Origin of the sequence: Sharpea porci (assembly GCF_009695655.1) — a bacterium.
Lineage (GTDB): Bacteria > Bacillota_I > Bacilli_A > Erysipelotrichales > Coprobacillaceae > Sharpea > Sharpea porci.
Genome location: NZ_VUNM01000002.1, coordinates 14,877 through 34,115, shown reverse-complemented (window position 1 = coordinate 34,115; position 19,239 = coordinate 14,877). Strand labels below are relative to the sequence as shown.

The window sequence follows — 19,239 nt, the reverse complement described above, 5'->3', positions numbered from 1 at the left end:
AGACTAAAAAAGCTAACCATAATGATTAGCTTTGGGTTGTGAGAAATGTAAGTTGTGAGACTGTTTTCGCTTCATTACTGTCATCAATATAAGTCAGTTTGACTTCATCTCCTGCTTTGCTTAAAGGAAGCTGAGGATTGACTTTGATTGAGGCAATATATGTCTTCGTATCATTTTCTAAGGTAAAGTAGTATGTTGTATTACCATCAACAACAACTTCCTTGATTGAAGCAATCCTACCTTCCGCCTTTTTTGTCAAAGTCTTAATTTTTGCATGACCAGAATCATTAATAAGCTTCATGTAATTTTCACGAGCTTCTTTTACACTATCACCAATCCCGACAATCTCATAATTCTCTACTGATACAAAGGCATATTTCTTAACCAGCCCTTCTTCATCCTTAAGTGAAAGGAAGTAGCTCGGTACATTATCCACATTCAACAAGATAGGGAATGTTGCATCATAGCCATAGTTCTCCACTTTGCCTTTGGCTGATTTCATAGCACTTGCTTCTGTCGCACCAGCAATGGGATAGAATTTTGCTTTTTTAGTGCGCATATTGACAAGCGCAAAGCCAACATTACTGCTATCTCCAGAAACAGATGTAAAGCCCGTATACATATAAATATCATCATCAATAGCCAAATAGGAATAACCCTTTGTTGGCTTGAGAACACCTTTTTGGGACAGATAGTTATTCAAAAAGCCACCAGAATACTTACCTGAATTCTCAAGTTGCTTATAGATGAGCTCGGCCGGATAGACACGGTCAACCCACTTAGGCACTTTCTCCTTGCGATAGTAGCGAACATGCCCACTTGATGCATTCACAACAATCGCTCCCTTAATATCCCTGCCACCAAATAGACCAATCTTATAAGTATAGACAGGAGCAACATAATAAGGATTGCCTTTTTCATCTATTTCAAAAGCAGGTTTAGCATATATCAATGTCGGATAACGGAATCGAATATAGCGATTAATATTACGAAAGAAATGATCATGGATTGTAAACTTCATCTTATTTTCTAGTTTCACAACCTTTGTATCCTGAGTGACCATATCAACCATAATATAAGCAGGAATACCCGACCAGTGATTAGTAAGCCATTTAAGATTACTGCCATAATTCAGGGTTGTAACACGAACAGCTTTACCATTGTAATTGATTTGATTATATGTATTATCAACCACAAACTGACTCACATATTCACTCATTGAGCCCATCTTCTTGTCACCAAGTTTAATAGCCGATTGTTTATCAACAACCGGTATCGCATTCTCTGTAACTTTCTCATTATCCTTATAGAAATCATTGCTTTTCGTTAACTGAATTTGACGTGCATACTTTTTCGCATTCAGCATTTCTGTTGAGAAATAAGGACCTACCACATTGATGCCAAGAGACAAAACAATCAACAGGCATAAAACCCACTGCAATTTATCAAAACGATGCAAGAAAATCAAACGCAGAAAGACAAAGACGCCGATAGTGATTGCAAATGTGACAAGAAATGTCCGGCTATGAAAAGTTACAGGCGTTAGCGTAAAATACTCACTAACAACAAACAGAATGAATGTAATAAGCAGTGCCAGCAATGTCTCTTTAAAAGGATTTTTTTGTTTCTTCTCTTCACTCTTCTTCTCGTCCATGTGCAATCACCTCCTGCACATCTCTTACAAGTTCAGGCAATTGGTCCAATGTTTCAAGTGTAGCTCCAGCTGCAAGCATATGGCCTCCACCATGATAACGAGCAGCGACTTCATTCACTGGATACTCTCGTGAGCGCAAGGAAACACGTATGTTGCCAGCTTCTTTATTTTCGGTAATCGCACCCCATACCTTGAATTCTTCAACATTGCTTAAAACATTGACATAATTTGAGCCTTCATTGCGACTAATGCCAAGAGTTTTAAGCGTTTCATCACTGAGATAATAATAAGCAAAGCCACCTTCACTCTTATAATGATTCAAGATATATTTTGTTACCTGCAGTTCCTTCTCTTTACGAACATACATCGACGCATAGATTTCTTCAATATCAATGCCCTGATCAATCAAGACAGAGGCTGCTTCAAAAGTACGTCTGGTCGTATTGCGATAGAGAAAACGGTTAGAATCCCCTACAATACCAATATAAAGCGCACGAGCACCTGCCACACTTAAATTATAACTGCCTAGCACTTCACCAATCAACAATGTCACAATCTCAGCACAGCTAGAAGCATCAACACGCTCATAATTCATATCACCATAGCTATCAACAACCAAATGATGATCAATCTTAATCACTTCACTTGCCAGTGTTAAATCACCATCAATACGTTCTCGATTCGCAGTATCAAGCACAATAGCTAATGCTTTTTGACCAGTTGGCTTGGTGACTGGCATGCCTTCAGGAAGAAAGATTTTATTGAGCCCTTCATCCTCCTGGCCCATAAGAACAATATTCTTAAAAGGATAATTTGTCTTCAAGAAGGCATACATGCCCAACTGCGAACCATAGGCATCCAAATCCGGATTGACATGGCGATAGATGAGAATCTCTTCATATTCATTGATTTTTTTAATTATTTCCAACATCATTGTACTCCTTTTCATTAGGCATCCTTGAATGTATAGGTCACAACTTCACAGTTCTTTATCCCTGCTTTCGCAAATTCATCATTGGTCATATTATGGAAATAAGACGCAACAATTCTTGCAATGCCATTATGTGCCACCAACAAGTATGTCTTTTCACTTTCTTTTAATTCATCAAGCAAACCATAGATACGATAAGCCATCTGCATCATGCTTTCTCCGCCATCAAAGTCATAACAGAATTGTTTCTTGGCAAGATAGAATTCATGGCCATCCCGGGGAGTTGATTCAAACTTCCCAAAATGTTGTTCTTTTAGCCGTCTTTCCTCAATAGCCTTAATGCCCGTGATTTCACTTATATGCATGGCTGTATCTTTCGCTCTTATTAAAGGTGAATAGAGGATAAGATCAATAGGCAATTGAGCATCAAGAATGGCTTTGCCACACGCAATAGCTTGCTTGTGACCAAGTTCAGTTAAACCAATATCCGTTGCCCCACATATTTTATTTTCAACATTCCAGAATGTCTGCCCATGTCTAGTAAAATAGAGTTTCTTTATCATGCACTCCTCACTATCCTTTTTCAATAAAATAATATGTATGATCATCACTTAGCATTTCATCATACTGGTAGTTCATGACATCAAAGTCCTTGATTCCATCAAGATTCTCAATATGGTTCATGGCCAGATAGCGCACCATTTCACCTCTTGCCATTTTAGCTTTTGTGCCTTTGGAAATAACCTTGTCATCTTTATATTCACCAAAAACAATCGTAACCATGAGATCTTCATCACTTAAAAAGTTTTCAATACACTTGGCATACTCTTTACTAGCTAAATTGATGATTAGATGACTCTCATCAATAACTTCCTCATACAGCTTATAATCCCAAAACATATAAAGATCCTTATAGCCTTCAATCTTTGTCTTGCTTTGCATTTCTAAGCGATAAGGCGTCACCCCATCAAAAGGTTTAAGAACACCATAAAAGCCTGAAAGAATACGCAAATGGTCTTCAAGATATTGATAGGCATCTTCACTCAATATATTGGGGGCAAGATGACTAAAGGCTAAACCGGTATAAGCAAAAAGAGCCGGTGTCAAATGATGAGTTAAGTCCATGTCCATAATGCGCTCATAGTTTTCTTTAGCAAGCTTGTCATTACATTTCCATAGCTTCTTGAGTTCTTCATAGCTGAGTGACTGAAGATAAGCTAAGATCTTCCTTGTCTCATCAAGGAATACTGGCAGATGTTGAAAGTTGGCATATTCATCATGAACCATTTTCTTTGTCGGAGAAAAAATGATTCTCATAGAACATCCACCATATCCTGAGGATTCTGATCAGGTTTTACTTTTTCGAGAGCTTTGACGATGATACCATTCTCATCAATGAGATAAGTACTTCTCACAATCCCCATATAGACTCTGCCATAGTTCTTCTTTTCCTTCCAGACATCATACATTTCAATCACCTGATGTTCAGGATCCGACAACAAAGTAAATGGCAAATCATATTTTGTCTTAAAATTCTTATGTGTTCTTACGGAATCTTTTGAAATACCTAAGACAACCGCTCCCTTTTCTTGAATGAGTGGGTAACGGTCTTTAAAGCCACATGCCTGATTTGTGCATCCAGCCGTGTTGTCCTTAGGATAGAAATATAAAATAACTTTTTGACCACGATAGTCACTTAATTTATGTAAATCACCATTTTCATCCGGTAAGGAAAAATCTGGTGCTAAACTTCCTACTTCAAGCATATTACTTTTACTCCTTTTCTAGCTGATGACCATAAACATAGAGAACACTTGGGTCAAACTCATTCACATTATGTACATTTGTATAACCCATTAATTCTCTTAATTGTTCATTCATCTTATTGACTTTTTTCATAACGCCTTCAGTTCCTTCTTTTAACAGGCCAGGTAAAATCCCACGTCCAACAGATACAGCATCAGCACCTAAAGCAAGCGCCTTATAGGCATCATAGCCATCATCAATATGACAATCGACAAAAATCATCATCCCTGTCCCTGCTAATGCTTTCTTGATTTGAGGCAGAAGTGCAAGAGGCTGGATCGCAAAAGGCATTCGGCCATGATGGTGGGAAATAAAAATAGCGTCTACCCCAGCTTCTTTACATTTTATGGCATCTGTCACACTTAAAACACCCTTGGCGACAAATGGCACCTTTGAATAGTTGACATAATTTTTAAGATCCTCACATGTCACACTTCCTAATTCTATGCCATCAACAATATCATATTTGCCATCCTTGCCAAAAACATGATCAATATCAATACCTACCGCAATCGCACCACATTCTTGAGCCTTATCAATTTGACGATAGATTTCTTCTTTGTCTTTGAATGGTTTGATGATACGCCCAGTTTTTGCTCCAAGAGCAGCAATTCTAGCAAATTCATCATCTGGTTCCATACCAACCCAATTGACAATCTGTAATTCTTTTGCAGCCTGGGCATATTCTTCCATTGGTGTACGGCCATTTTCTCCAACTTTATTTAAATGAGAAAAGGCTGGCATCATGATTGGTGAGGCAAATGATTTACCCCATAAATCAAAATGTAAATCTGGTTCGATTGCATCAATTATGCGTTCTTCAATCAGAATACTGTCTAAGTAATTTCTTGTATGCCTATTCGCATCAGCAGCATTTTTTGGTGGTTCTGGAATCAACCCTTCAGGGCCTGGCCAAGGACCAGTTAAATTCATATTACTCATTGTTGTTGTTACCTCTCTTACTGAATTTATCGATAATCTTTTGTGTATTCAAGCTTAATGCATTGCCAATTTTCTCAACACTTTCATTAAACCAATCAAACCGCGGTTTGGCGCTTTTAGCTGCCAGGAGCGTTAAAATACGTATGATCAAGTTTCGTCTTTCGCCATCAATGCCTCCCATCGCTTTAACCACTTCAATCATCGCTTTAATATCCATATGAAGAAATTCTTGAAGATTTGTGATGTTTGCTTGTTCAAGCACTTGAAATAATGATTGAACAAACTGTTCTCGTTCATCAAGAGGAATTTCGCTTAGCCAGCTATGAAACAGCTCTTCAACCTGTATACTTTCCTCATCACGCATACTGCGCACAAAATGATCATTACAAACAACCCAGCTAAATCCTAAGTGTTGAGCAAGCCCTTCTTCAAATGACTGTATCGTATAGTCCTTATGATAATACTCAAAAGTCATGCCAATAACCGAAAAGCTAGGCGTATAGCTATGAATACGTGATTTTAGGGCTGTATAATGGGGAAATTCTGTCAGTGGGAAACGGAAACCAGGCCCATCAAAGCTATAAATACCATCAATCTTTTTGGCCTGCTTTTCTTCTAGACAACAAGCACCATAGACAGCCAGATTACCACCCTTTGAATGACCCACAAGCCAATAGTGCTCAAAAGCATGATACCATTTTGAAGAAATATGGTCTTGAATATAGGCTAAGGCTTTTGTCTGTCCAGTAACTGGCATTTTATAAATCATTTCCCAGTTTTCCTTCCAGCCCGCTAATGAATCATCCGTTCCTCTAAAACTGAAGACATGGAAGTGTGGCATGAAAGTAATCGTTAAGGCTGCAAACTGTTCACTTTGTGACAAGGAATATTCATCCACATAATGATCAAGAATAATATTATGAAAACGTGTTGAATGCGCCATGAGCTTAACCATTTCCAAGACATCTAGACTCGTTGGAGTATGAGGACGTGAATCGTCTATTCCCTTCTCTTCAACGATTAAAAGCTTCTTATAAGCATCTTCTAATGTTTGTGGTGAAGTGAGTATTTGTCTAAAATCCACATAGGATAATAAAGCAAAAATCATCGCATCAACTTCATTAAAAGACATCTTTTTAAATGAACAATCACCTTTAAATCTTATATATGTACAAACATTATCACGATTTTCCATAAGCCCCTCCGATAAGATTATAGCATAAATATATAAAGGGAACTACGACTTGCAGTTCCCTTTATGTTATGCATCTAAATGTAATAATCTTACTGTATCTCTCGCAATCATGACTTCTTCATTTGTAGGAATAACCATCACATCAATCTTAGAATATTCATTAGAGATAATTCTATTTTCACTAGAATGGATATTATTCGCTTCTTCATCAAGGAATACAGAAAGTGCTCTTGAACAGTCATCAATAATCAGACGACGCAAATAAGCCGCATTTTCACCTACACCAGCCGTAAAGGCAATCGCATCACAGCCGCCTAATTCTACATAATACTGACCAATATACTTAGAAACAATACGGGCATAAAGAAGAGAAGTTAATAAAGCACGTTCACTCTGTTCAGGTGTTGCTTTACCATCCTTATTGAAGAGAGCATTTTCGACATCACGTGAGTCACTTGAAATACCTGAAACACCCTTCATGCCTGATTCATGATTATAAATATATAAGATTTCATCAGGTGTTTTATTCAGCTTCTTGCATAAATAAGGCATAATAGATGGATCTACTGAACCACATCTTCCCCCCATCATAACGCCAGCTAAAGGAGTAAAGCCCATTGATGTATCAATGCACTTACCATCTTGAACAGCACTTAAGCTTGCACCATTGCCAAGGTGACATACGATCACTCTTGAATGCTTTGGATTACCAAGCATATCAATAACCTGTTCACTGACATATTTATGGCTTGTCCCATGGGCACCATATTTACGCACTTTTAAATCTGTATAGTATTCATATGGTAATGGATATAAATATCTTTCGGCATCCATTGTTTGATGGAAAGCTGTATCAAATGTAAAGACATGTTTCACATTTGGTAGCTTTTTCGCAATAGCTCGATAGCCAACTAAGTGAGCAGGATTATGCAAAGGTGCCAATTCTGCAAGTTCTTCTACTTTTGCGATTACGTCGTCATCTACAATAGCTGAATCACTAAAGTATGGACCCCCCTGGACAATACGATGGCCTACTGCATCAATTTCTTCAAGCTTCTCAACAATACCATCATCTATCAACGCTTTTAAAAGCATATCAACGGCTTTACCATGATCAGGAATAGGTTCTTCGATCACTTTCTTTTCACCATTATGTTTCATTGTAAAGCTTCCCATTGCTTGACCAATTCTCTCAACAACACCTGAACAAATCACTTCTTCTTCAGGCATTTTAAACAACTGGAATTTTAATGATGAGCTTCCAGCATTTACTGACATTATTTTAGACATGTATGAATCCTCCTAACAACTTAATCTTTATTCTACTAGAAGCGCTTACACTTTTCTATAATAATTTTCATTTTTTGCTTTGTTTTCAACTTTTCTTTGTACCAATCTGCTTTAGATAGCGATATAAAGCAACATTTGTCCGATCATTGAGGGCTTTGGCTTTAAAATAATCAGAACCGCCATCATCTTCATCCATTTCACCAGCAATATCAACGCCGATAACCTTCTCCTTTTGAAAAATAAGATCCAGGAAATGATATAGTGTTGTGATACGCATATGCCCCTGTGACCAATTGGTCAAAGCATAACGCTGACTTAAGACATCTTTATCGATGGAAATATAGAAAGGAACCTGATGACAGATCTTTTTGAGTTTTTCTGATAGCTTTCCATCACAAATTTCTTCTTCCGAAAGCGTAATCAGTTTGGAAGAATGAACGGGTATTTCATCAATATGATGCTGACTTGTACCAATCAATATAAGCTGAACAAGGAATTGATTCTTTAGAAGGACTTCTAGCGCCCAGCTGCCACATGTTGTGATATTAGCTAATGAGGATGGCTGCATGTCATTATGATGATCAAAAAGAATTAAAGAAAAAGGTTGATGAATTCTTTCAACAAAGAATTCTGTGACATAATGATAATCTCCTGAATCAATAAAGTGTATGCCGGAAATAGGATAACGGGCAAGACGTTTTCTTAATTCTCGTTTGCTTTCATCGCTTAAATACATTTTGACAGAATGCATATCACTCATATCTAAGTGGGCAAAATCCTGTTGAATAGGTTTTGTAGGCTGATAGATATGTGTGAAATCGACCAATAGATTTCTATTCATATCAAATTCCTCCTAATGCAATATTATAGCACGTTCTATACAAAAAAGAACGACTAGAATAAGTCGTCCTCTTCATCATTCTTATAGGTTGAATCAATAACAATTGTTTCCTTATTAGCAATCGCCTCATCAATCTGAGCTTGATGATCCCACTCTTTTTCATAGGCTTCACAACGATAACTCTTTGGTTTAGTCGCCGGGTTGTGTGGTGTAAAGATGGTACAACAGTCTTCAAATGGACGAATGGAAATATCATATGTTCCAATATCCTCAGCAAGCTTGATAATTTCAAGCTTATCCGCACAAGCAACAGGACGAATAACGGGAGTATTGATGACTTCATTAATGACTTGCATAGAATCAAGTGTCTGACTGGCCACCTGACCAACAGATTCACCATTGACAATAGCCTTGCAGTTTCTTTCCCTGGCAACCTGCTGAGCAATACGATACATCATCCGGCGCATAATTGTAATGGCATATGATTCATCGGCATGATCATAAATAGAAAGCTGAATTTGCGTGAAAGGAATAATATGGACGGTAATCTTACCATGACCATAGTTTTTCATGACATCGACAAGATCAAGCACTTTTTCGCGAGCTTTCTCATTAGTATAAGGTGGAGACGCATAATGAATGCATTCAATATCAATGCCACGTTTCATCATCAAGTATCCAGCCACTGGTGAATCAATGCCACCCGAAAGCATCAATAAAGCCTTCCCACCAATGCCTACAGGATATCCCCCTGCTCCCAACACAACATTATCCATGACATAGGCATAATCCTTACGATATTCTACTTTAACAAGAATATCGGGATGATGAACATCAACACGTAATTCTTCTTTGGTTGTATTGTGGAAAACATAGCCGGCTATCGCCTTGTTCATCTCTAATGATGTCATCGGGAAGTTTTTATCATTACGTTTTGTATCAATCTTGAAGCTCATGCCTTCATCATGATTAATAATATAGGCTGCCACTTCTTTAACCTTTTCTAAATCAGCTTCCACCTTATAACATAATGAAAAAGAATGAATTCCAAAAACAGTTTTCAGCTTTTCCATAACACTTTGTGGATCACTGCCATTCAGCATGATATACAGATGATCATATGTCAGTTGATAAGTGAGCTTATCAAAGTCTTTTAGGATTTCTTTGGTATTGTTTAATAACTTTCTTGTAAAGTTTTTTCTATTCTTGCCTTTGGTCGTCAATTCACCAAAACGCACGATAATATGATTAGGAATCATCTTTCTACCTCTGTTTCTTGACATTCTTGAGGCTTTCATCCAAAGCCTTTAAGAATGTATCAATTTCTTCTTTAGTCGTTAAATGAGAAAAGGAAATACGTAATGCACTCCTAGCAATTTCATCATCAAGATACATTGCAGCAAGTGTATGTGAGACATCCGTATGCTTGCTGGAACAGGCACTTTTTGTGGAAATATAAATATCATATTCTTCTAATGCATGCACTAGAACTTCAGGCTTATAATGAGGAATACTGATATTGAGAATAAATGGTGAACAGTTCTCTGCTGGTGAATTAATGACAATAGCAGGACGTTTCGCAAGTTCGCTTCTTAGATATTGATTAAGTTGAGATACATAGGCATAGTGTTCTTCCCTTGCTTCTAAAGCGAGACGCATTGTTTTCGCAAAAACAATTTCACTTGCGGCATTGCTTGTACCGCCCCTTAAGCCAAATTCCTGCTGTCCGCCATTAATAAGAGGGACAAGCGAAGTATTGTGCTTCTTGTAAAGTAAACCACTTCCCTTTAAGCCAAAGATCTTATGTGCAGAAAAACTGGCAAGATCAATATCATCAAGCACAATCGGCAATTTCCCTAAAGCCTGAACACAATCAACATGATATTTTGTCTTCGGATTCTTTTCATGAATGATAGAGGCAATTTCATGAATAGGATTAATCACCCCAATCTCATTATTGACATACATCGTTGAGACAAGAATTGTATCATCACGAATAAGATGACGTAATTCATCAAGATCAAGTGCCCCTTGATGATTGACATGAAGATAGTCAACTTCAAAGCCAAATACATCAGCAAGCTCTTTGAAACTATTAGCGACAGAGCTATGTTCAATGGCAGTTGTAATAATATGTTTGCCCCGATTCATATATTGAAAAGCAGCGCCTTTTATCGCAAGATTATTGGCTTCAGATGCACATGATGTGAAAATCACTTCATCATTTCTTACATGCAGCATCTTGGCAATATGGCTACGGCTCTTTTCAATCAATCCGCTAACTTCATAACCAGGTGCATAAGCAGAATCCGCATTAATAAAATATTGATTTAACAGTTTTATATATGTCTCCTTAATTTCAGGAGCAAGTGGTGTTGTTGCCACATAATCAAGATATATCACTTTCTACACTTCCTTAATCGTTCTTATTGTACACTATTTTTCATTTGTGACAACTAAAATGTCTTTGGTAGCAAAAACGATTGATGTATATTAAAACAAAAGAAGAAAAGGAGGACAAACATGTTTTGGTTAGTGATAGCTTTAATTATTTTTATTCTCTTACTTATCCTACTCATTATAAACTTCAAGAAAATCATTCAATGGCTCAAAGATTTGTAGAAAAAAGGCTTCTATTTTAAATAGAAGTCTTTTCATTATGCATGATATAATCTCGTATTGTTCGATATTCTGCCAATCCCTGATCAAGCACTTCAACATCAAAGTTATTTTCAAGAAGTTTTGTCTCGATTGATGATTTCTTAAACTGCTTCACATCATGAGCAACATGATGTCCAGTGCTCATCATTAATGGACATAGCATGATTTTTTGTTTTTTATTGAGCGTAGGCATCACATCATCAATAGAAGGATGGCCATGTATTAAGACAAGATGCACATTTGTCATAGCTTGCTTCTTAAAAGCTGCTTCAAGATGGGCATAAAGCTTATTTGTTTGGATTGTGGAGCCATGTCCTATAAGAAGATATGTCCGATTAGATTTCATAGCATATTCTCTTGTAAGCATACGGGCAAGCAAAGAGAAATCACAGTTTTCATGAAGTAATGGCTTTTCAATGACAAGTCGCTTGAAGAAAGCCTCATATGGAATAATGGTCGTAAGAAACTGATGATAAATATCACCAGGGATGACAAATGTATTATAGATATGAAGATCATCAACACCCAGGTCCAGCATTTTCTTCATGGCTTGATCAAGAGATAATACATTCTGTCCTGCAATCGTCTTCTTGGAAACAAAGCAAGCAAGAACAATATCTGCTCTCTGCTTGTTTTCTTCAAAAAGAAGATCAAGAGAACGCGCTTTAGCTCTTTGATCCAATGTGCCATGACTGACAATTAATATCCCTTTCATTATTTGAGATTGTTGGAACGGTCATAACGTTTGCCGCCCCAATACATCGTCGTTGCAATTTCAGCCTTAGGTCCTGGTGTCACATCTTTCATGAGATATTCATAGAATGTCTCGAAACCTGTACGATCAACAATATAGCCGACATGTTCTTTGCCATTAGGAGCATCTTTAGAAATATATTCTTCAATATAGGCATAAAGATTGTGTCCCATCTTAAGAATGGACTCTTCATCAATCCATCTTGCAAAGTCTTCCGCTAATCTTGGATTGACCTTGCCAGTACGTCCCATTAAGACAACACGGAAATAATGTTCTTTACTTCTTGTCCAGGCACGAGTTGGACAATAGTGCACACAAACACCACAGCCAATACATAAATCTTCATCACGTTTAACCTTGCCATTCAACATTGACAAAGCGCCAACTGATCTCTTCTTGCACCATTTCACACACTGCTCACAACCAATACAACGATCAGGGTCATATTGTGGTTCAGTCATACCAATTATCCCAATATCATCCATTCTCACCTTAGCACAGTCATTGGAACAGCCGGTAAAAGCAATCTTGACATGTCGGTTATTGGGGAAGATGACATCTTCCATCTTTCTTGCTAGTTCTGTTGTATCATAACAGCCAAATGGACAAAGACGCGCCCCTGGACATGCCACTACATTTCTTGTACCACTAGCTGGATAGCCAGTTTCATCATCAACCTGATTTGTACCAATAGCTTCAATAATGGACTGAAGTTCTTCTTTAACAGCATCAACATCTTCCCATTTAATACCAGGAATTTCGATACCTTGACGATTTGTCAAGAAGATCTGACCATTCCCATATTTTTCTGCAATTTCGGTTACTTTGACAAGACTTTTCGCATCAATAAGGCCTCCAGGTATACGCACACGCGAAGCAGTTTCACCTCTGACCTTGGAGATACGAAAGGCATTTTTCATCATTTTCTTAGCATTAATATCTAATCCCATATTTTCGATCCTCCTAGTCGATTAAGCCCTTTGATTCAGTATAGTTGAAGACAGGTCCATCAATGCAGACATATTTTTCACCAATACGACAATGGCCACATTTACCTAGTCCACAGCACATCTTACGTTCCTGCGAAACCCAGATATTTTCTTCTTTAAACCCTTTTTCAAGTAAGCCCATGACAGAAAAACGCATCATTGCCGGAGGGCCTACCACAACGGCCTTAGCTGTATTCACATCTTGAATAGGTAAGTCGGGAATATATTTTGTCACTAAGCCAACATTCCCCTGGTAGCCTTCTTTTGCAGAATCCACTGTTAAGATAAGATTCATTTTCTTATCCCATGCTTTTAAATCATCTTTAAAAAGCATATGTTCGGGGCTTCTAAAACCAACAATCGCATATTTATTTTGTGGATCATCACTCTGGCTTAAAGCATCAATGACCCCTCTTACTGGTGATACACCGGTTCCCCCTGCTACAACAACTGTTTCTCCATCATTATAGAGATTGACATCAAACCCATTACCATAGGGACCTCTAAGAAGCAAATAGTCACCTACATATTTTTCAAATACTTCATTGGTGACAACACCAACACGTCTAATTGTCAGATCAACATAATGATCGCCAATACCACTTACTGAGATAGGTGCTTCCCCAAATTTAGGAATGGATACTTCAAAGAACTGACCTGGTTTAACATCGCCAGTAAATTCCAAACGAAAAGTATATTCAATATCAGTATGTTTGATAACATCTAATACTTGAGAGGGAAAAGGAATATATGCATTTTCCATGATTATTCTGCCTCCTTCTTGATTTCTGCATCAAGCTTATTAATGAGCGTTGAAAATGAAATGTATTCAGGACAAACAGCATCACAACGACCACATCCTGTACACATGTTGTAACCAAAGCGAGCTTTAAAATCATTGACTTTGTGTAAGACTTTAAAACGCATACGTTCACCTTTAGGCTGACGATAGCTACCTCCTCCAGCAACATTCGTATAGCCATCAATCATACAGCTTGCATTCACACGACGGCGTTCACCCACTTTACCTTTTGCATCATAGAATGTATCCTGCATTGTAAAACATGTACATGTTGGACAAACTAAAGTACAGCGACCACAGCCTATACATCTTACGTCATACTCACGCCACATATCTAACTTATAGATTGATAGTGGAACATGATCAGGAACATTGACCTTTGTTTCATTTTCAGTCACATAGCTAACTGCCACATTTTCAGCCTGGCCTACAAAGTAGGATGCAAAAGCATCATCTTTGATTTCACTCTTAAAGCCATCATTGCTTTGTTCGATTGAAAAGACATAACCATCATCAATCTTATTGGCTCCCATTGATACACAAAAGCAATCCTTATAGGAATGCGTACAGCCAATTAAGACAAAATGGACATGTTCACGAATACGATTATAGAAAAAATCTTTCTCTCTGCCATTTCTTAAATACATATCATCAAGTCTTTGCAAGCCATGTAAATCACAGCTTCTTAAAAAGACGAGAACATCTGATAAATCACGATCAGCTACTTTTGTCTCATTTTCAGTAAAATAGAACAAAGTTTCTGACAAAGGTAAAAGGATTTCTTTAAAAGAGTAATCAGACTTCAATTCTAATTCAATCTCATCAGCATCCTTAATAAAATCATAGCGTACAATATCTTCATCAAGACAACGCCCTTCTCCCTTTTTTACAACTGGTGCATATAATCGATAATCTTGAGAAAGCTTTTCTATTGTCTTTGAAAAGTCTTCCTTATTCATCACAAATCCCATTTTCTTCCTCCTATTGAATGATGACATATTGATATAATAAATGCGGATCTTCTATTTTTTTCATGCCGACATGAAAAACTTCGCGTAAATGATCTTGATGGGCTAAAAAATCTTCTGGCGTACCACTTTGTAAGACTTCCCCATGATCAAGCAATATAAGCTGATCACTCATTGAAAAACTTACCGGTAAATCATGATTAATAAGCACAATTCCCTTTCCCTGCCTTTTAAGCGATAAGAGAATTTGCATCAGTTCATGCTGGCTCATTAAATCAAGATAAGTCGCAGGTTCATCCAAGAGTAAGTAGTCACTTTCAGTAGCAATAACCATTGCTAGAAAAGCGCGTTGTCTCTCTCCTAAAGATAATTCATCAAGAAAACGATCCTTCAATAAATCAACATGTGTAGCCTTCATTGCTTCCTCAACAATTCGCCTATCTTCTTCTCTTAACGTATGACTATAGCCAAGGTATGGGAAACGGCCATGACTTACTAATGTAGCAACTTGCATAACAGGTGAACTTTGGGCCTGAGGCAAGTAGACAATTTTTTGTGCTCGCAGGCGTGATGGAAGCTCTTTCAAGCTCTTTCCATCTACTAAGATAGCACCTTTATATTCAGTTAGACCAGTCAAACATTTTTGAAGTGTAGATTTTCCAGCACCATTTTGGCCAATTATGGTCACTATTTCGCCCTTTTTTAATTTGACATTATTTATACATAGAACTCGGCGATGACCATATTCAACGACTAAATCATGCATCTCAATCATAATTTCAGTTTCCTTTTCTTATGAATCAACAAATAAATAAAGAATGGTGCCCCAATCATACTTAACAATAACCCAACAGGTAATTCATAGGGATAAAAGAGATATTTCGCTAGCAAATCAGAATAAACTAAGAAACTCCCACCAAATAAACCACAGGCGATAATATGAACTTTTGTATCAGCCTTAGTCATTCTTCTTACAATATGGGGAACAATAAGTCCCACAAAACTAATCAAACCACTTATGGCCACACTTACCCCACTTAATAAAGCCACTAAAACAATAAGCCCTAAGCGTAAATGCCCAACATTAATACCAAGACTTGTTGCCATCTCATCTCCTAGTAATAACAAATCAATGCCACGACTAAGTTTCAATAAGATCACTATGGCAATAATAATGACAGGTATCGCAAAATAGAGCTGACTCGTGATAACTGTTGAAAAGCCCCCAAGATTAAAAGCAACCTTATCCCCTACCGTTTCAGGAAAGAAAGTGATCATGGCATTCACAAAACCACTCATTAGACTGCTTACAGCCAAACCAGCAAGCAGTAAAGTTGTCTTACTGACACCAGCCTGATGACTGATGCCATAAACTGCCAAAGCACTCACCAGTGCTCCTATAAAAGCAAAAAACATCCGTGCATGCAGGTAGTAAGGAAAAATAAGGGCAGCAAGAAGCGTAAAGAAACCCGCTCCGCCATGAATGCCAATAACACTTGGTGAAGCTAGGGCATTATTAAGTGCACTTTGCATTGTTAAGCCGGCAATTGCCAGACCTGCACCGACAAAATAAGCGGCTAAAAACCGTGGGATACGCACTTTTAGTATGATTGTCTTAGCGCTTTCACTCAGTGAAAAAGTTAATTGCTGGCTTATTGGAAATGATAAACCAGCAAATAAAGAAATCATCAATGCCATCACACTGATAATAAGACCCACACAAATCATCTTTTTAAGCGAGATAGTCATAAAGGTACTGATATGCCTGATCCCATTTCGCATTAGGCTTAAATTGGAAATAGTTCTTAGGCAACACTTTCACATGATTCTTCTTCAAAGCACTCAACTGATCCCATCCTGGCATTGAAGCAATCTTATTGTAAGCTTCTTGTGCTTGTTTTTCTTCGCCCTGATAAACCACAAAGATATAGTCAGGATTCTTCTTCATGATTTCTTCCACATTAATATCATCAAGCGCACGATCATCCTGAGCTATATTGACCATATTCATATCATTCACAATCTCACAGCCAAAATAATCATTTTTTAAGACTTTGTTTTTCATTGATGATACACGTATCATCAAATAAGATTGTTTCTTAAAATTCACTTTCTCTTTGAGCACTTGAATACGTTTTTTAACATCAACAACATTCTTTTGATAGAGATCTTCACGCTTATTCATTTTTGTAAATTCTTTCATATAACGATCATAATCTTGAAAATCATCAACATTAACTGTTTTGACATTAATTGATGCATCAGTGAGTGCCTTTTTGACTTTTTGTTGGGTTGGAATGTCACCGGTGATTAAGACGAGACTAGGCTTCATAGCAATTATCTTCTCGACACTTGGACGCATTAATGTCCCCACAACCTTTATATTCTTACCTAGCTCTTTTCCATCATCAGTAATACCTGCCAGTTTTCCACCAGAAAGCTGCCACATCTCACCAAGCGACTTAGAGCATGCAATCACATTCTGCAAGCTTGTCTTAGGTGTAGACTTTGGCTTTGTGCATCCAGTCAGCATCAATGCACAGATTAAGACAAATGTATAAATTCTTGTTTTTCTCATAACCTCTCCTTTTCCTTAAGTATACAAAACCTTACTTTCTTTCACAATAAGAAGGTGCCTAAGCACCTTCTGTAGCAGCTGTCTCCTGTCTTTTAATTAAGTGTTCATAAGAACCCGGCTGTATTTTTTCAATAATATCAACAGCTGTCTGTAAAGCTTTTGTATATTCGCCATTTCTAAAGAGCACTTCCGCCTTTGTCAATTCTGTATTGACTTCAAGATAAGTTGAACGATAGCGGTTACCATAAACAATAGCCTCTTCAACCATCTCTGCCGTAACAACAAGATTATGAACATTATCATATAATTTATAGATAATATCCTTAGCTTCTTTGACCTTTTCTGATAATTCTTCAACACTAATTGGACGTCTATTTCTAAAAGACTGAATACCACTCGCTTTCGCATAGGATTCTTGAATGTAGTCTTTATAGGAATCATTGATCATTGGTAGATGACGATTCTTAATTTCACTCTTTGTCTCTAATAAAACAATGTTGATATTTTCAAGCTCTTCAATAGCTTTTTGTTCTGTTTTATAGTAGGCATTACGTTGGGCATTGAAGTCCGTAATATGATCAGCATGTTCCTTGACATCCTCATTGAGTTTTTCAACTCTTAAAAGAGCATCACTATAGGAGAAATGACCAGAAATGACTTCTTCTTCAATCTGTTTATAGTTATCATAAAGAACCATAAAATCATGATTTGTCTTTCTTAAAGTCACTTCGTTTTCATTGATAATATAATATGTTGATAATTGATCTAGATCAGCAAGAGCTTTCTTATATTGTTGATAAATATCTTCATAAACTTTTTTACATTTTGCCCATGCTTTCTGGAATTTCACAAAAGATTCTCTTTCCGTATTTAAATCTACAGCAAGTGATTCAATATGATCAGTTAATGTTTCTAAGGTTGCTCCTGCTTCCTTAATTTTAACATCTTTCACCAGTAATGTGCTCTTTTCCAATTCTTCAACAATTGTATCATAACGATTTTCAACATCGAATTTCTCAAGCGCATATTCATCATCAGCGAGTTCCTGAATCATTTTTTCAATATCATGAATCTTACTAGGTAGTAACTGCTTAACAACAGAAACATATGATGGGAGATCTTTCATATTTTCTGAAAGCATATCAATACGTTGATCTAATTCATTAGTAAATACTTTCGCATCAGCAAATAACTGATTATTCATCATCCCTTCAAGTTTCACAAAATCATCATCAATATTCTTAAAAATATCAGCTAATTCAGGCACAAAACTTTCCACCTTGACACGAATACTATCATAAGCATTAGCCACCGTACGATATTTCTCTTTGACCTTAATGATTTCAATACGCTGTTCATTCTCTATTTCTGTCACTTTTTCTATTTCGGCAAGTAATGCCTTAGAATCGCGATCATATTCATCAGCCATTTCTTTTAATTCATTTAATTTATGACCAACGCCACCAATTTTGCCATAGAATAATTGTTCATCAACATCATTCAATAAGACACCAAGCTCATTTTGCTGAAATTCTGAAAGACGCTCAAATTCTGCCGCAAAGCGAGTATATTTTTGGGCGACCTCACTCATATTTTTGGCAATTGACTTCACTCTGCCTAAGCGATATTGGATGGGCAAAGATTTAATGCCATTGACATGATTTTCTATTTCAACAATTTCCTGTCGATAAACTTTTAGACGCAATGAGCGATAAATAATAATGGCAATAATGAGAAGTACAAGGATAATGCCAATGATAATTAAATTGCGATAACCCACAACTGTAATAATATGATTAATATATGAAGAAACACTTGCCATAAATCT

19 protein-coding genes are annotated in these 19,239 nt (G+C 37.1%); all 19 read right to left on the bottom strand.

Annotated elements, in window-relative coordinates; all coding sequences use genetic code 11:
- Positions 1 to 25: 25 nt before the first annotated feature.
- Positions 26 to 1,654, bottom strand: coding sequence for a CvpA family protein (locus FYJ79_RS01360; RefSeq protein ID WP_154514196.1), 1,629 nt, complete (start codon positions 1,652 to 1,654; stop codon positions 26 to 28).
- On the bottom strand, positions 1,635 to 2,603 hold the full coding sequence (locus FYJ79_RS01355; RefSeq protein WP_229771285.1) for a DHH family phosphoesterase: 969 nt from the start codon (positions 2,601 to 2,603) through the stop codon (positions 1,635 to 1,637). Before FYJ79_RS01355 ends, FYJ79_RS01360 begins: the two co-directional genes overlap by 20 nt.
- Complete coding sequence (locus FYJ79_RS01350; protein WP_154514195.1) at positions 2,603 to 3,148, bottom strand: histidine phosphatase family protein; 546 nt, start codon at positions 3,146 to 3,148, stop codon at positions 2,603 to 2,605. Before FYJ79_RS01350 ends, FYJ79_RS01355 begins: the two co-directional genes overlap by 1 nt.
- A gap of 10 nt (positions 3,149 to 3,158) precedes the next feature.
- The gene (gene yaaA / locus FYJ79_RS01345) at positions 3,159 to 3,902 is read right to left on the bottom strand and encodes a peroxide stress protein YaaA (RefSeq protein ID WP_154514194.1); all 744 of its coding nucleotides are present in this window, start codon (positions 3,900 to 3,902) and stop codon (positions 3,159 to 3,161) included.
- Positions 3,899 to 4,351, bottom strand: coding sequence for a thioredoxin-dependent thiol peroxidase (bcp, locus tag FYJ79_RS01340; protein ID WP_154514193.1), 453 nt, complete (start codon positions 4,349 to 4,351; stop codon positions 3,899 to 3,901). The genes yaaA and bcp overlap by 4 nt, the downstream gene beginning before the upstream one ends.
- A gap of 7 nt (positions 4,352 to 4,358) precedes the next feature.
- Positions 4,359 to 5,333: an alpha-hydroxy-acid oxidizing protein gene (locus tag FYJ79_RS01335; RefSeq protein ID WP_229771284.1), complete on the bottom strand. Its 975-nt coding sequence runs from the start codon at positions 5,331 to 5,333 to the stop codon at positions 4,359 to 4,361.
- Positions 5,326 to 6,528, bottom strand: coding sequence for an Mbeg1-like protein (locus FYJ79_RS01330; protein ID WP_154514192.1), 1,203 nt, complete (start codon positions 6,526 to 6,528; stop codon positions 5,326 to 5,328). Before FYJ79_RS01330 ends, FYJ79_RS01335 begins: the two co-directional genes overlap by 8 nt.
- A 66-nt stretch (positions 6,529 to 6,594) precedes the next feature.
- The gene (locus FYJ79_RS01325; RefSeq protein WP_154514191.1) at positions 6,595 to 7,818 is read right to left on the bottom strand and encodes an acetate/propionate family kinase; all 1,224 of its coding nucleotides are present in this window, start codon (positions 7,816 to 7,818) and stop codon (positions 6,595 to 6,597) included.
- A gap of 85 nt (positions 7,819 to 7,903) precedes the next feature.
- Entirely contained in the window at positions 7,904 to 8,659 is a 756-nt protein-coding gene (locus FYJ79_RS01320; protein WP_154514190.1) for an arginase family protein, read from the bottom strand.
- A gap of 53 nt (positions 8,660 to 8,712) precedes the next feature.
- Positions 8,713 to 9,918, bottom strand: coding sequence for a tRNA uracil 4-sulfurtransferase ThiI (gene thiI / locus FYJ79_RS01315; RefSeq protein ID WP_154514392.1), 1,206 nt, complete (start codon positions 9,916 to 9,918; stop codon positions 8,713 to 8,715).
- Between the two features lie 4 nt (positions 9,919 to 9,922).
- Positions 9,923 to 11,062: a cysteine desulfurase family protein gene (locus FYJ79_RS01310; RefSeq protein WP_326803025.1), complete on the bottom strand. Its 1,140-nt coding sequence runs from the start codon at positions 11,060 to 11,062 to the stop codon at positions 9,923 to 9,925.
- 235 nt (positions 11,063 to 11,297) lie between these two features.
- Complete coding sequence (locus tag FYJ79_RS01305) at positions 11,298 to 12,035, bottom strand: sirohydrochlorin cobaltochelatase (RefSeq protein WP_154514189.1); 738 nt, start codon at positions 12,033 to 12,035, stop codon at positions 11,298 to 11,300.
- Positions 12,035 to 13,024 (bottom strand): sulfite reductase subunit C, encoded by a 990-nt coding sequence (asrC, locus tag FYJ79_RS01300; RefSeq protein WP_154514188.1) that lies wholly within the window; start codon positions 13,022 to 13,024, stop codon positions 12,035 to 12,037. Before asrC ends, FYJ79_RS01305 begins: the two co-directional genes overlap by 1 nt.
- Positions 13,025 to 13,037: 13 nt before the next feature.
- On the bottom strand, positions 13,038 to 13,826 hold the full coding sequence (gene asrB, locus FYJ79_RS01295) for an anaerobic sulfite reductase subunit AsrB (protein WP_154514187.1): 789 nt from the start codon (positions 13,824 to 13,826) through the stop codon (positions 13,038 to 13,040).
- Between the two features lie 2 nt (positions 13,827 to 13,828).
- A complete protein-coding gene (gene asrA / locus FYJ79_RS01290) occupies positions 13,829 to 14,836 on the bottom strand; it encodes an anaerobic sulfite reductase subunit AsrA (protein WP_154514186.1) in 1,008 nt (335 codons plus the stop codon).
- A gap of 10 nt (positions 14,837 to 14,846) precedes the next feature.
- Positions 14,847 to 15,608 carry an ABC transporter ATP-binding protein gene (locus tag FYJ79_RS01285; protein ID WP_154514185.1) on the bottom strand — a complete coding sequence of 254 codons (762 nt, stop codon included), beginning with the start codon at positions 15,606 to 15,608 and terminating at the stop codon, positions 14,847 to 14,849.
- On the bottom strand, positions 15,605 to 16,552 hold the full coding sequence (locus FYJ79_RS01280) for a FecCD family ABC transporter permease (protein ID WP_195836982.1): 948 nt from the start codon (positions 16,550 to 16,552) through the stop codon (positions 15,605 to 15,607). Before FYJ79_RS01280 ends, FYJ79_RS01285 begins: the two co-directional genes overlap by 4 nt.
- 13 nt (positions 16,553 to 16,565) lie before the next feature.
- A complete protein-coding gene (locus tag FYJ79_RS01275) occupies positions 16,566 to 17,411 on the bottom strand; it encodes an ABC transporter substrate-binding protein (RefSeq protein WP_154514183.1) in 846 nt (281 codons plus the stop codon).
- Positions 17,412 to 17,469: 58 nt separating this feature from the next.
- Positions 17,470 to 19,233, bottom strand: coding sequence for a septation ring formation regulator EzrA (locus tag FYJ79_RS01270; RefSeq protein ID WP_154514182.1), 1,764 nt, complete (start codon positions 19,231 to 19,233; stop codon positions 17,470 to 17,472).
- Positions 19,234 to 19,239 lie beyond the last annotated feature (6 nt).